The organism is Paenibacillus sp. FSL W8-0186 (assembly GCF_037969765.1).
In the GTDB taxonomy this organism is placed as follows: Bacteria; Bacillota; Bacilli; order Paenibacillales; family Paenibacillaceae; genus Fontibacillus; species Fontibacillus woosongensis.
Map to the genome: position 1 here is coordinate 4083183 of NZ_CP150207.1, position 14626 is coordinate 4097808.

Consider the following 14626-nt stretch of genomic DNA (forward strand, 5'->3'; position numbering starts at 1 on the left):
TGTCTGCTATTTCACCGAACCAAGCATACCCTGCACGAATTGCTTCTGCAGCAGGAAGAAAATCAGCACCGTCGGCAGCGTCGTAATCACGATGGCCACCATAATAATTCCGTAGTCCGGATTATAGGAGGAGGCCAGCGACGATACGATCAGCGGCAGCGTCTTCTTATCCTGCGTCTGCAAAGCGATCAAAGGCCACAGGAAGCTGTTCCAGTAGTTCATGAACGTAATGATCGCTGCGGCCGCATAGGTCGGCTTCATCGTTGGAACGTAGACCTGGGCGAACAAGCGCCACTCGCCTAATCCGTCGACCCGCCCGGCCTGCAGCAGCTCCCGCGGAAACGACTTCGTATTCTGCATGAAGAAGAAGATCATAAATGCCGTCGTAATCGAAGGCAGGATGACCGCGGTCGGCGTATTCAGCATGCCCATGTTGCTGAACATGCGGAACAGCGGAATCATGACAGCCGCGAACGGCATCATCATGGAGAGCATGAGCAGGCCGAACAGCCTGTCCTTGCCCTTGGAACGGTAAATTTCAAAGCCATACCCGGCCATGGAGCTCAAGACCAGCGTTCCAACCGTGCCGACGATCGCGATCAGCGCCGAGTTCCCGAAGGCAGCCCCGAGGTTGGTCATATCCAGCAGTTTGGTGATATTGCTCTGCAGCATCGTACCGAAGCTGAACTTGCCCTTCACGATATCCGAGGATGTGTTGGTCATGCCAATCAGCATCCAGACGAAGGGAAACAGAGAAACGACAGACGCGATAATCAGGAACAAATGAATACCCAGCGAGCTTAATTTTCTCATTGTTTCTCACCTCCGACCTTGAGCTGAAGGAAGGCCAGCACCGCCACCATCACTACGATGGCATAGGACACTGTCGCCGCATAACCGAAGTTAGGCGTATAGACGAAGGACAGGTTATAGATATACTGAGAAATCGTCATCGTCGAGTTGCCCGGACCGCCGTTCGTAATGTTGACAACCTCATCAAACAACTGCAGGGTCCCGTTCGTCGAAATAATCGCCGTGAATAAGATGATCGGCTTTAGCATCGGAACGGTAATGCTGAAAAATTGCCGTGTCTTCGACGCGCCATCAATCGAAGCCGCCTCATAGACGCTTGGATCAATATTCTGCATCGCCGACAGATAGAAAATCATATTGTAACCGGTCCAGCGCCAGGTAATCGCCGCAATGATGACGACCTTCGCCCATACAGGATCCATGAGCCAGGCAACCGGCTCTTGGATCAGGTGGATGGACATCAGCATCTTGTTCAGAATGCCGTCGACGGCAAAAATACTCTTGAACAGCACCGCATAAGATACGAGCGATGTTACGCAGGGCAGAAATATGGCCGTACGATAAAACCCTTTGAAGCGGAGCTTCGGCATGTTCAGAAAATAAGCGATCACCAGCCCGAGCATCAGCATGATCGGTACCTGGACAATCAGGTATAACAGCGTATTAAGGACCGCTTGCTTGAACATCGGATCTGAGAACAAGCGCCCATAATTGGCTAGTCCTACATATTGATACACCGTTCCTTTGCCGGACTGAAACGACAAGAGCAAGGATTGCAGCATGGGATAGAAGCTGAACAAAAGAATAAGCGCTGAAGGCAACAGCACGAACTGCCATCCCATCAAAGAAGATTTATTCCATTTACTGCCCATAGGTTACCACCCGCTAACTTAGTATTTATTGCACCTGCTGTCCAAAATGTTTCTGAATGTTAGCCAAGCTCTGAGTCAGGTCCGCACCGTTCAAAATGTTAGGCAGCTCGTTCTTGAGGGCGTCCTTGGCCTCTTGCGTGTACATTCCCAAAGAAATACCCGGAACCTCGGTCGACCATCTTGTGAAATCGCTGTAAATTGCCTGACCACCGAAGAATTCAGGCTTCTGATTGTATACTTCGCTGGAGAAAGCTGGGATAAAGGAGCCGACTCCTCCGTTTTCAGTCAGGAAACGCTCATAAAATTCCGTGCTGCTGCCCATCGTGGAAGCGAGGAAGTCAATCGCCAAATCTTTATTTGCGGATTCCTCAAGTACAAACCAGCTGGAACCACCCTCGTTGGAAGCATTGACGCCGCCTTCCACATTCAGTCTCGGAATGGGTGCTACACGCCATTTGCCGCTTTGATCCTGGGCATCCATGATCGAAGCGATTTGCCATACCCCGGATACGACCGTAGCCACGTCGCCGGCGTTGAAGCTGCCTACGAATTCGCTCCAGCCCGTTACCGGCTTGGCAATTCCTGAATCAGCAATCGCTTTATACACGCGAAGCGTCTCGGTCATGGCCGGATTGTCTACGAAGTTGCCTTTGTTATCCGGCGTAATGTACCAGGATCCGGCGGATTGAAGCAGAATCGAAGTCAAGGCTTCGTCGTTCGGGTTGATGGTCGCCATGTATTTGCCTGTTTTTTCTTTGACGACTTTACCGATTTCAATATATTCATCCCAAGTAATGTTCTCGAGGTCCTCGGCCTTATAGCCGGCTTCCTCCAAATAATCAACGCGGTAGAACATGCCCGTTACGCCGATGTCGAACGGAACGCCGTAAATCTTATCTTCGATCCGCAGCGCATCTACCTTATATGGAGAAAATTGCGTAAAGTCTACCTTTTCTTTAAAATCAGCAAACGTTCCCGGATAAGCGGTAACGTATTTTTGAATGTTCGGATCGTTCACCAGAATGATGTCCGGCAGCCCGTCTTTAACGCCTGCAGCCAGGTTCGTGTTCAGCTTTTGCTCCAGATCCGTTTTCGCCATATCGATAACTTCCAGCTGGAAATCTGGATGGTCTTTCTTGTACAGATCCTCGGCAATTTTCAGCGCAGCTCCGTTAAAGGAAGGATCCCACGCCCAGGCAACGACTTTCTTTGTTCCGCCGCTTCCGGCTTCATTGCCACCCTTGTCCGCAGAGCCCGAATTCGAAGAACCGCACGCCGCCAGCAGTGATGCTGTCATAGAAACCAGCAGCAACATGGATAACCATTTTTTCACTCTTTACAACCCCTTTTGATATGTTTTTGTAAGCGTTTCATGTAATTCGTTATCTATTTTAGAAAATTAAAAATGCGAAGTATAATTAAAATTAGCTCTATATTAGCAGTAATTATTGCTCTCTATCCGGGTTCCAATAATTTCCTAGTAATAATTATGGGTGTTAGCAGTTATTTTGTATTTTCAGGATTTCCCCTGTCCAATCATACCTTTATCACAGGGATTGGTATATGATTAGGACAAAAGACTTTGCAGGAGAGGTGTAATCATGGAAGAACGCTCCGCAAACTATCGGGTCATGATCGTGGATGATGAAGCGATCCTGCGCACAGGCATGCTGCATCTATGTAATTGGAGCGAATATGGAATTGAAATTGTTGCCCAAGCTTCAAATGGTTTGGAGGCGCTGCAATATATAGAAGACGTTCATCCCCATGTGGTGATTACCGATATAGTCATGCCGATCATGGACGGCGTCGAGTTTGCCAAAATCATGGGCATGGAGCACCCTGAAATTAAAATCGTGGTGCTGAGCAGCTACAGCGAATTCAATTACGTGCGCGAGGTATTCAAATATGGAGTTACTGACTATTTGCTTAAGCCTAAAGTCTCTGCTGCTGAATTGATTTCATTGATTCAATCGCTGTGCAGCGGGATGGATTTAAGCGAACAGAACCAGCCTTCTGTGAAAAATGATCCTGCCCTGCTGCTGGGACAATGGCTTGGCAGCAGCCATATAGAGGAAGACAAGCACAATGATGCCCTGCTTCAGGAGCTTGGCCGGCGCTTCGATTCCGAGCTCTTCGTCATGGCCAAAGCCAGTACAAGCCTGCTGCTTTTAAGAACCACTTATACGCAGAGCCAACTGGAGCAGATCCTCCTCGAACTGGCAGCGAAGCATTTACACGGGCTGAATTATGCTCTCGTATTTTTGAAAAACGAATGTCTATTGCTCGTCAACTATGAGTCTGATCGGTCCGTTGAGATATTATCCGCCCTCAAGCGGTTTGCAGACTCGGCCTCGGAAGCCCTATCCTACATGTCATTCGTTCTTTCAAATCCCTTTCAAGACCTACGGCAAATGAAATCAGAGCATATCAGGCTGACTCCTTATCTCGGGAAGCTGCTATATTTTACGGGGCAAGCGCTCGTTGCCGAGGATGATATCACGGTGCAGAGCGAAAAGGCGGAGTTTAATCAGGAGCATTTTACGGCAGCGCTGCGCAGCTTCTCCATCGATGAAGCTAGCGCGCAATTGGAAACGCTTTTCTCGGAAAGTACAGACAGCATGGCCTATGACGAATACAGCCTGAAGCGCCTATGCCAGAATCTCATTTATACGGCAATGAGCACGCTGGAGCAAATGAAGCAGCCCGTAGCCGAGCTAGGCTCGTCTAAGCTGAAGCTGTTCAAAAGAATCGATCTCGCTTATGATATCGAAGAGCTTAGAGGCATCATCCTGCAGTTCCTGCAGAATCTGAAGGAAATTCTCCCAGCGCCGGAACAGCAGCAATCGCCGATTCTCCAGCAAATTTACGCATACGTCCACAAGAACTATGCCAACGAAATATCGCTATCGGAAATGGCCGACAGTCTGCATTTGAATTATAGCTATTTGTCCTCCTATTTCAAACAGCGCACGGGCGAGAATCTGACTTCGTACATCAACCGGGTGCGGACGGACAAGGCCAAGGAGCTGCTCATGGATCATAAGCTGTCGGTGTCGGAAATCAGCCGGTTGACGGGATTTTCGGATCACAACTATTTCTCTAAAGTATTCAAGAAAATAACCGGGATGACTCCCGTGGAATATCGCAATAAAATCCCATCATAAAGACAGGTGTTTAATCGTGCTGCGCAAGAACAGCATTTTTATTAAAATTCTCGTCCTGATGCTCTCGGGCATCCTGGTTATTTCATTGCTGCTGACGCTGGCATCCTCTACGATCTCAGAGCGGATTCTGCTGAACCAAGTCGTCAAGAACGCCTCGGCCAACATGAATCACGTGAAAGACGAGCTGCTGAATTATAATGATCAAGTCGTCAATACGATGCTGCAAATCAGCAGCAGCAGCGAGTTTAGGAACTATATTACGAAGCCGGCCAATACGCCGCAGGAGCAAATCAATCTGGTGATGTCCCTGGGCAAATATATCGATTTGTACAAGGATTATTTAAGCCCGGAGAAATCGCATATTATCGTGTCGGCGCTGCCAGGGCTAGGCGGCCGCCACTACTCGAGCAACGCTCTGAAGTGGGACAAAATCCCCCAGGATATCGTCTCGACCTATATGACCGAGGACAGCAAAATCCCTAACCGTATCCGCTACAACAGCAGCCCGGATTTATTCGTAGAGACCGTGCCTTACGACAACTATATTTTTGCGACCAAGCCCCTTGTGCACAGCGGCACAGGCTGGATGTACGGGTATGCCGCCGTCGTGATGGACGAGCAGAACATTTATCGCAAATACAGCCCCTACATTTCCGAAGGCATCCATATTTCTCTGATCTCCTCGGATGGCACGATACTGTCCAGCAGCCGGAAGGATTCGATCAGCAAAAAAAACACGACCCTGCTGTCTTTGGCCGGCCAGGTGTCCGAGCAAGGAGGCGTATGGTCGGATTCGGAAGACAAGCAGACCTATATTTCCTATTATCTGCCGGAATTCAATGCCTATTTGCTTGAAGAGATCGATCAGTTAGCGGCCTTCGCACCCTTATACCGCATTTCCACCGAGATCCTCACGGTCATCAGCGTTGTACTGCTTGTCACCATGCCGTTCGTCTACTCCTTAAGCCGGCGGATTACCCGCCCCCTCAGCCAGCTCGTGAAGACGATGCAGACGAGTAAAGGGGATAATCTGAAATTTCATCCCCTGAAGGAAGGCGACAGCTACGAGACGAATGTGTTGACCAAAGCGTACAATCGGATGATCCGCGAAATCGATCAATATACGGATAAGCTGGTGTACGAGCAGCAGGAGCGCAGAAAGGCCGACCTCAATGCGCTGCAGATGCAAATTAACCCGCATTTTCTTTACAACACGCTTAGCTCGATCAAATATTTAGCAAAAATGCATCGTACGGACGAGGTGGACCAAACGATCGACAGTCTGATCTCCATGCTGCAGAGCACCTTGGGTTCAACCGAGGATATGGTTACGGTAGAAACAGAAATCGAGACGCTAAAGCACTATGTATTCATTAACCGGATCAGATACGGCGAGCAGATCGGGGTTCATTACGAGATTGCGGAGGACTGCTCTCAACTGCTCGTTCCGAAGCTGATCATTCAACCCTTTGTGGAGAACGCGTTCTTCCATGCCTTTCCCGGAACCGCGAGCGGAAATATTCACATATTTATCCGCAGGCTGGAGGAGAGGCTCATGATCGAGATTATGGATGACGGGGTCGGCATGTCCTCAACGGTGGAGCAGATCAATGAGAAGAAAAAACACCACTTGTCCGGGATCGGGGTCAACAATGTACATGCAAGGATTCAATTGTTGTTCGGCGCCGATTACGGCGTCCAAATCGAAAGCGAAGCAGGCTACGGAACGGCAATCAAGATTACGCTGCCGGTTACGCAATCTGTAGAGCAGATGAATAATTAAAGACAAACAGAAAAAAATACAGCGGCATAAAAGCCACTTGTTTAAGATGAATTGTTGGAATGAATGCGGGCAAATACGAAATGTTCCTATAATCGTGCTGCTCCCAGATTTTTTGGATGAAATTGCGTTCATAAGAGGCAAATTTCTGTCCCAAAGGCGACCCTGAGCTTATGTTCCCGAAGCAGCTTTCTTCTCAGAAAGCTGCTTCGTTTTTGCGGATTCATTGTTCTCCCTTGCCTGCAACCCATTCTTTAGTTCATTTTATATATGCTGTGCGCACTAGGTTGTATCGTGTACTAAGGCGCACACTAAGATCTACACACTAGGATGGTCGCATACTACTACGACGCACACCTGAGGTCTATACACTAGACTGTAGCGTACACTAAGAGCACACCTAAGATCTATAACACTAGGCTGTATCGTAACTGGAATTCATGTATCTAATTAAGCCCTAAACGAACATTTCAAGGGACTAAATGGATTTAATGCAACTAAAATCAAGAATCGAGCATATGATAGGCAATCCCCCTTCTTTTAATGACATGAAATACATTTAAATCCGCCCTCCCTTTCTTGCCGCAGAAATTAACTACTAATAATCCAATTATATAAATTGAACTATTCAAATAATTCTTTAGTCGTTTTGTAGATTCTTTAGCGTTGTTATAGGTTAACACCTTCAAATATCCATTGCGGGTTAGCTGAGAAATTAAATCGACTGAAAATTCGTTTATTTCAAGTTTTTATAAAACAAATCTCCTCACACCCAGACAATACGCGATGGATAAACCTCTGCCTTAATACGTCGGCCAGCCGCTGGAATCCCAGTTCAAATCACTGATAAGCAGCTTTGGGTTGCCGTTGTCGTTCCGGTCATAGGCATGTCTTGCGATGACGTTATTGTACACATGCTGACCGCCTGGGCCGGCCCAGCGTGTATTACCTGCATCGAATACCGTTCCCCCGCCGTTCATCATGTCCACCCCGCTCTTATCCTTATAAGGCCCGGTGATACTCGCCGATCTTCCGACGACGATTTTATAGTTGCTGTTCGATCCCTGGCAGCAATTATCAATGGAGGCGAACATGTAATAATAGCCGTTGCGGTAAACGATGGACACGCCCTCGATGCCGTTGCTTCGCTTAGCGATCGAATAGAGACTGCCTGTCGGCTTCATCGTCGTTTTGTCCAGCTTCGTGATTTTGATGCCGCTGAACCAGGAGCCGAAGGCCAGCCAAGGATTGCCGGAGGCGTCAATGACGAGATTCGGGTCAATCGCGTTATAGTCCACCGAAGGGTCTGATTTAATGACCAGCCCGTCATCCCGCCAGCTGCCCGCGCCTACACTCGTCGCTGAAGCGAGGCCGATCGCTGAGGTGTTCTTGCCGAAGGTGGAGATCGAGTAATATAGCCAAACCCGGCCATTGTACAGCTGAACATCCGGTGCCCACACATCGTTTGTGGTCATATTCGGCACATAGGTTTTCCACCAGGAAGGCGGGCTCAGGAAAATTTGGGGAACACGGTACCAATTGGTGCCGTTATCCGACCTCAGTACTTGGATGCCCTGTCCCGTCGAGAACGTATACCAGGCCGATCCTTCCTTGATGATGGATGGATCATGAACGGCGACATCGCCGGTCAAGTTCCAATGCGCCGCCAGGGCTGTTCCGACGGCTGATCCCAGGATAACGACACTGCAGATGACCGATAAAAGCAATTTCCGATAACGCATTTGACATTCCTCCAATTTATTGAATTTGAAGAGAAAAAATGATAGCGCTTTCTCTCAACTACAATATACTAGAAAAGTAAATAATTTGGAATATAAAATTTTAAAACAATATATGTTTTTGTAAAATGGTTTTCGTAAAAAAAAGCAGCTATCCCTGACCATTTCGGGAGATAACTGCTTCCTTAACATTTAAACTTCTCATTACGCGTTCTACTATTCACCAGGAAACAAAATTGCGAGTATGATGCATTCATTTCCTCGTTGCTGAAAATACACTCTAACTAACCTTCCAAGTCCAGACAAATGGCCCCTTGCTCCCGGACATTGATAATGAATGTCGAGGTGCCGATCGTGTCATTGATGAACTCGGCGTACTTGGCCGCCTCTTCATTTGGAAGAATCGCCAGGATCACTCCGGCGAACCCGCCGCCATGGACCCGGCAGGCTCCTTTGCCGATCAATTTCAAATATGATTCCGTCAGCGCCAGCGCAACCGTAATCCCTTGATGGCGAACGTCTGTCTCCTGGTAGCAGTTCTGCAGCCATTTCCAGGAGGAGTTCCCTGAGTCCGTGATCAGCTCCAGAAATCTGTCCAATTGTCCGGCCTGCAAGGCTTCTACCTGGGCATCTACCCGATCATTCTCCGCAAAAAAGTGCAGCGCCCGCAGCACCGCCCGATCCCCGCATTGTTCGCGGAGGGAATTCAGATTGCGGTAAATATCCTCCGGTGCCAAATCCCGGCAGACCTCGGTGCCTAGCGCCTTGGCTACGGCCCGCATCTCATTTGGCACCGCGGCGTAATCTTCTGTCAAGTCAGCATGGTTGCCGCCGGTATTGACGATAACCAGAGAGTAGCCGCTGTTTTGGAAATCATAGTTTACAGGCTGAACGACAGGCTGCTCAGGATCGGCGAAATCGATCGTGATTAAACCGCCGTACGCGCAGGCCATTTGATCCAGCAGGCCGGACGGCTTATTCCAGTACTTGTTCTCGGCGTATTTGCCGATTTTGGACAAAGCCACGGCATCCAATTTGGATTCATTATAGAACGTATTCAGAATGCTGCCGATCAGCATCTCGAACGAAGCCGAGGAGCTTAGGCCGGACGCGGGAATGACCGTTGTCGAAATATAGGCTTTAAATCCGCCGACCTCACAGCCCATCTCTTGGAAGCCCGCTACGATACCGCGAACCAGCGACAAGGTTGAGGCCTCGTCCGCAACCGGTTCCTGCTGCGTCAAATCAACTTCGAACTTCCCTTCATAACCTTCCGAAATGAACGTAATAACCGGCTCGTCCACCTTCACGGCAGCGGCAATCGTATCGAGATTAATGCTGCCTGCCAGCACCTTTCCATGGTTATGATCCGTATGATTCCCGCCAATTTCGCAGCGGCCGGGCGCGCTGAACAAAGCCAGCTCCCCGTCTCCGAAATGCTCCTTATAGGTTTGCACCAAAGAGCGGTAACGGGCAATCTGATCTGCTAGCTGTCCTTCGCCGTACATTTTGGACAGTAATGCTTTCCCCTTGCTGCTCTGCAATTTCTCCATCGTTTGCTCTGCGTTTTGCATCTTGAGATCCTCCTGTCTCTTACAACACTTACAACTCTCTAATTCTGCTAGTTACCGCAACGTGGTACACGACCTCAGCCGATACCTCGTGAAATTCCGCCGTCTGCTCTCCCTCGAACAACTGCTCCACCGCCATGGCAGCGTCTTGTGCCGCATTCATGACACCTTTGCGCAGCGGCGTCGTTTCCAGTACAATTTCCCTGCCTTCAATGGCTTCCTGAAATCGCGACAAGCCAATCTCCCATGGGGCGCCATTATAGAAATGGTCGTGGAACAGCCTGCCCTCCGAAAAGGCATAGCCGACATTCCCCGTATAATCGATCTTAAGAAGAACATCCTGGGCATCCTCCAGAATGCGCTGGTCTAGAGAAATCAGCACCTTATGATCATGAATGCGCTTCACTTCCATTGTAATGGGTTTGGCCGGCATCTGTATATGACAGTTTTCAAACCAGCCATCCCGCTCGGCCGCAATCCGGCAGCCCTCTCCATCGGCCTGCCATTCCTGCTTGTTCCTTTCATCCGTATATTCCCGGAATGAAAATTCATTCGCACCATAACTGAAAAACTCTAATCCGTACGCAGTTCCGGCAAGCGGGGTATCCGAGAACAGAATGCGTCTTCTGCCTCTACCTGCTGTCGAGGCTAAGGCTGAGACCGATGCATCTTCGACTCCTCCCATTTCCGTTTCCACTTCCCACAGCATAGAAGCTTCCTTGGATGACATCGCATAAATGCGGGTCTCGCTGCCGTCCGTGCGGTAAATACGAATCATTGCCGGTGCGTAATGAGGCACGATGATACAATAGCTTCCGTCTTTTTCCCGCCGAACCGTTCCTGCATCCGTCTCGGCACTCGTTATCCCGTCCGCCGCCAGCATGAATTCTCCGTCGATGCCTTCCGGCATAGCGAAGAAGTAAGTGCTAAGCTTCCCGTAACCCGTCACCGTTACAGGCTGTGCCGTGGCATAACGCAATAGCAAGCCGGATAAGTCGAACTGGAACGGCAGCATGAACGAAGCGTTTTTGCGAATCGTCAACGTATTATTCTGCGGCAAGCGGATGCTGCCTTCCCCCAGTTGAATGTCAAATTGAACGCCCCGATGCTCCTTCATTTCGACATGATCCTGGTAGTTGTTCACGAAAACAAATCCCGAGCTTCCATCGGTACGCACGGCATACCGAAGCGTCTCTGTATTGTCCGGCTCAATCCCGGCCGCCCCTTCCGGCAAAACCGTCGACATTGGTGCCAGTCGATCCCCGAAGGCTCTCAGGAAATAATGCAGCAGGCGAAGCCGATGGTTCGATTCCCGGATTTGACCGAATTCCCCGATCGGGGCCTGGAAGTCATAAGTAATCCGCGGAGTCGTGCTCTCGTTCAAATAACCGCTCTGTCCCACGGGATTTGTTCCGCCATGAAACATGTAATACCCGATAAAGTTGCAGCCGCCCGCAATTTTCATCAGGCTCATGGCCGACACGCTCTCCGGCTCCACCTGAAAGCGGGACAAATACCAGGTCTGCATGCCCCCGCCTATTTCGCAGCAGGCGAACGGATATTTCTCCTTCGGGTACGGCGGTGCAAAATCTCCGGCTACCCGATCGTCATGATAGCTGTCGAAAATATACTCGCGCGTCGGCTGCTGCAGCGGATTTTGCGCGCTGATGCTCCAAGGCGTATAGGCATAGCCTCCATAAAGCGGCAGCACCTCATCCTCCAGCACCGGAGCACCGCCCCAGCCTGTGCTCGTATAAACCGGCGCTTCAAGCCCGGCTTCGATCGCCAGCTCTTTCAGGTGCCGCATATGCCTCACCCCTCCGCTTCCCCTGCTGCCTCCGCTCAAATACTCGTCTCCCTGCTTTGCCGTCATCTCCCATAACGCCGCGGCGGCGTTAAGTTCGTTCTCCAGCTGAATGCCAACGACGGGTCCGCCGTCCTTGAACATAAGCCCGGACGCCTCACGGCCGATCTCCGCGTATAAGCGCCGGACATAATGCAGATAATCCTCATCATTCGAACGGACATCGAACGCCCGGCCAAACAGCCAGTCCGGCAATCCGCCATTGCGAACCTCCCCATGACAGAACGGCCCGATGCGCAAAATGACGTATAGGCCGCTGCGCTGGCACAGCTCAATGAACTTCCGCAAATTGCGGTTCCCCCGCCAGTCGTATAGCCCTTCGATTTCCTCATGATGATTCCAGAAAATATAAGTCGCAAGAATGTTGATGCCCGATGCTTTCATCTTGTTGATTTCTGCTTCCCAATCCGCCTCCGGGTAGCGGGAATAGTGAAATTCACCGCAGATGGCAAAATACGGCTTTCCGTTGAGCTCCATATAGTAGTTCGTAAAGCTGATTTCGTCTCCAGCCGGATTTCGTCCGCCCAGCCTCAAGGTGGAAGGGGTTATTTTTTTGGGCTTAAGATTGGCTTGAATGGAATATGGCATCGTCAAAACTCCTCTCAATGGGCAATTTGGGCAAATCGATCAGAGAAGACAAGCCGGGCATTCGCTCCGGCTTGTTGTTAGGCTAACATGCAAATTTCAAGTATTATTGACAGGTTTGCGGCTTAAGCCGGACGTTTCAATACGACTACTCCGTGAACAGGCAAGATGAGTTTTCCGCTTAACGCTTCGCCTGTTTCCATATTCACATATTGACGATCATCCAGCTGTACATGCTGCTCCTGTCCGCTGAAGTTCATCACGAACACATAATCGGATTCCCCATCCGTCCGGACCTGAGCGGTCACGCCGGCAGGCAGATCAGTATGAATAACCCGTTCAACGCCTGCGACATCAACGATCTGCTTGTAGAACTCGCCCAGGAAATCGTCCTTCAGGCGCGTCGCCATATGGTAAGCGCGGCCTTGCCCGAAGCGGTTCACCGTAAGTGCCGGTCGGCCCGCATAGAAGCTGTCCGTATAGGTTCCCAGTACCTCAGCGCCTTCTGTATGAATCAGCTCGCAAATTTCATGGGACTCGAAGCTGCCCGTGAAACCCAGCTCATTGCCCTCGGCCATCGCTACGCCGTTCCGGTCATGATCGTACAATCCTTCAATTTCCTCCGCCCAGATGCCAAGCGTCTTGCGCAGCGGCCCCGGGAAGCCGCCAAGATGACACAGATCATGCTCATCGACGATACCGGACCAGTAGGTCGTAACCAGAGTTCCGCCATGCTCCACGAACTTCTCCAGCTTACGGCCCGTCTCCTCCCGGCATAGGTACAGCATCGGAGCAACGATCAGCTTATATCCGCTAAAGTCATCCTCCGAGCCGATAATATCCGTCGGTACGCCCTGCTCCCAAATCGCCCGGTGATGCGCGATAACCGTCTCCTCGTAATGGATGCCTGAATTGCGCGGTCCTTGCGCATCCTGTACGGCCCAGCGATTATCCCAATCGAAAAGAATCGCTGTCTTCGCCGGAGTCGGCGTGCCCGCAATCTCCGAAATATCGGCAAGCGTACGACCTAAATCTGCGACGTCCTTAAACACTCTCGTATGTTCATGTCCCACATGATCTACGACTGCACCGTGGAACTTCTCGCTGGAGCCTCTGCTCTTGCGCCACTGGAAATATTGCACGGAATCCGAGCCGTGAGCGACCGCCTGCAGGGAGGACAGCTTATGCATACCCGGCTGCTTCAGCTTGCTGACCGGCTGCCAGTTTGTCAGGCTCGGCGTACTCTCCATCAGCAGGAATGGCTTCTGCTGCAGCGAACGATACAGATCATGCCAGAAAGAAATCGAAGCGCCCAGCTCAATGTCATTTTTATAATCATGCCAGGTCGGATACACATCCCAGGAAATGACGTCAAGAATTTTAGCCAGTTTCCGGTAGTCCAGCCCTTCCGTCATATGCATGTTCGTCGTCGCCGGCAAGGCAGGATTCGCCTTCTTCACGGACTGGATCTCATGATTGCAGAAATCCGTCATTTGATCGGTCACGAAACGGCGCCAGTCCAGGTTCTGTCCGTGAACCATATTTTCCCCGTGAGGAGCAGGTGACTCGATCTGACTCCAATCGGTGTACGTATGGGCCCAGAAGGATGTCCACCAGGCAAAATTAAGCTTCTCCAGCGTGCCGTATTTCTCCTTCAGCCATGCCCGGAACGCCTCCTGACAATAGTCGCAATGGCAGTCTCCGCCCAGCTCGTTCGAAATATGCCAGCCGATGACGGCAGGATGGTTTCCGTAGCGCTCCGCCAGCTTGCCGTTAATGATCGCTGTCTTCTCCCGGTAAACCGGGGAGGTGTAGCAATGGTTATGTCTCATGCCATGCAAATTGCGGACGCGGTTCTTCTCCACCCGCAGCACTTCGGTATATTTCGCCGACATCCAGGCCGGGCGTGCGCCGCTTGGCGTGGACAGCCAGGCATAAATGCCGTTCGCCGCGAACGAATCGAGTACCCGGTCCAGCCATTCAAACGTAAATACCCCTTCTTCAGGTTCAAGAGCAGCCCAGGAAAACATGCCAAGCGCCATTACATTGCAGTTGGCGAGCTTCATCATGCGGATATCCTCTTCCAGCACCTTTGGATCATGCAGCCATTGGTCCGGGTTATAATCCGCTCCGTGCATCAATACGGGAAGCCTGTCGCTGATCGGTGGAAATTTCTTCGTCATCGCTGTATCTCTCCTTGTAAAATCGTCATATTCACTTATATACCTTTGATAA

Annotated in this window: 9 protein-coding genes; 2 read left to right on the forward strand and 7 right to left on the reverse strand. The window is 50.5% G+C overall.

What is annotated here, in order from left to right; translation table 11 throughout:
* Positions 1–6: 6 nt before the first annotated feature.
* From MKX50_RS18270 to MKX50_RS18280, 3 genes are read right to left on the reverse strand one after another with little or no spacing between them, the layout of a single operon-like run.
* Positions 7–813 (reverse strand): carbohydrate ABC transporter permease, encoded by an 807-nt coding sequence (locus MKX50_RS18270; RefSeq protein ID WP_213589729.1) that lies wholly within the window; start codon positions 811–813, stop codon positions 7–9.
* Positions 810–1685 carry a sugar ABC transporter permease gene (locus tag MKX50_RS18275; protein ID WP_213589727.1) on the reverse strand — a complete coding sequence of 292 codons (876 nt, stop codon included), beginning with the start codon at positions 1683–1685 and terminating at the stop codon, positions 810–812. Before MKX50_RS18275 ends, MKX50_RS18270 begins: the two co-directional genes overlap by 4 nt.
* A 25-nt stretch (positions 1686–1710) precedes the next feature.
* Complete coding sequence (locus MKX50_RS18280) at positions 1711–3018, reverse strand: extracellular solute-binding protein (protein ID WP_213589725.1); 1308 nt, start codon at positions 3016–3018, stop codon at positions 1711–1713.
* Positions 3019–3286: 268 nt separating this feature from the next.
* Here MKX50_RS18280 and MKX50_RS18285 point away from each other — a divergent pair, with 268 nt between their 5' ends.
* Both MKX50_RS18285 and MKX50_RS18290 read left to right on the forward strand, forming a co-directional pair.
* Positions 3287–4852 carry a response regulator transcription factor gene (locus MKX50_RS18285; RefSeq protein ID WP_213589724.1) on the forward strand — a complete coding sequence of 522 codons (1566 nt, stop codon included), beginning with the start codon at positions 3287–3289 and terminating at the stop codon, positions 4850–4852.
* Between the two features lie 16 nt (positions 4853–4868).
* Positions 4869–6635, forward strand: coding sequence for a histidine kinase (locus MKX50_RS18290; RefSeq protein WP_213589722.1), 1767 nt, complete (start codon positions 4869–4871; stop codon positions 6633–6635).
* A gap of 800 nt (positions 6636–7435) precedes the next feature.
* Here the strand turns inward: MKX50_RS18290 and MKX50_RS18295 are convergent.
* The 4 genes from MKX50_RS18295 to MKX50_RS18310 form a co-directional block, all read right to left on the reverse strand.
* Positions 7436–8374 carry a glycoside hydrolase family 43 protein gene (locus MKX50_RS18295; RefSeq protein WP_213589721.1) on the reverse strand — a complete coding sequence of 313 codons (939 nt, stop codon included), beginning with the start codon at positions 8372–8374 and terminating at the stop codon, positions 7436–7438.
* A 281-nt stretch (positions 8375–8655) separates the two neighbouring features.
* Positions 8656–9945 (reverse strand): galactokinase family protein, encoded by a 1290-nt coding sequence (locus MKX50_RS18300; protein ID WP_339157537.1) that lies wholly within the window; start codon positions 9943–9945, stop codon positions 8656–8658.
* Positions 9946–9973: 28 nt separating this feature from the next.
* Entirely contained in the window at positions 9974–12394 is a 2421-nt protein-coding gene (locus MKX50_RS18305; protein WP_339157538.1) for a beta-galactosidase, read from the reverse strand.
* Positions 12395–12516: 122 nt separating this feature from the next.
* Positions 12517–14574 (reverse strand): beta-galactosidase, encoded by a 2058-nt coding sequence (locus tag MKX50_RS18310; protein ID WP_339157539.1) that lies wholly within the window; start codon positions 14572–14574, stop codon positions 12517–12519.
* Positions 14575–14626: the final 52 nt, after the last annotated feature.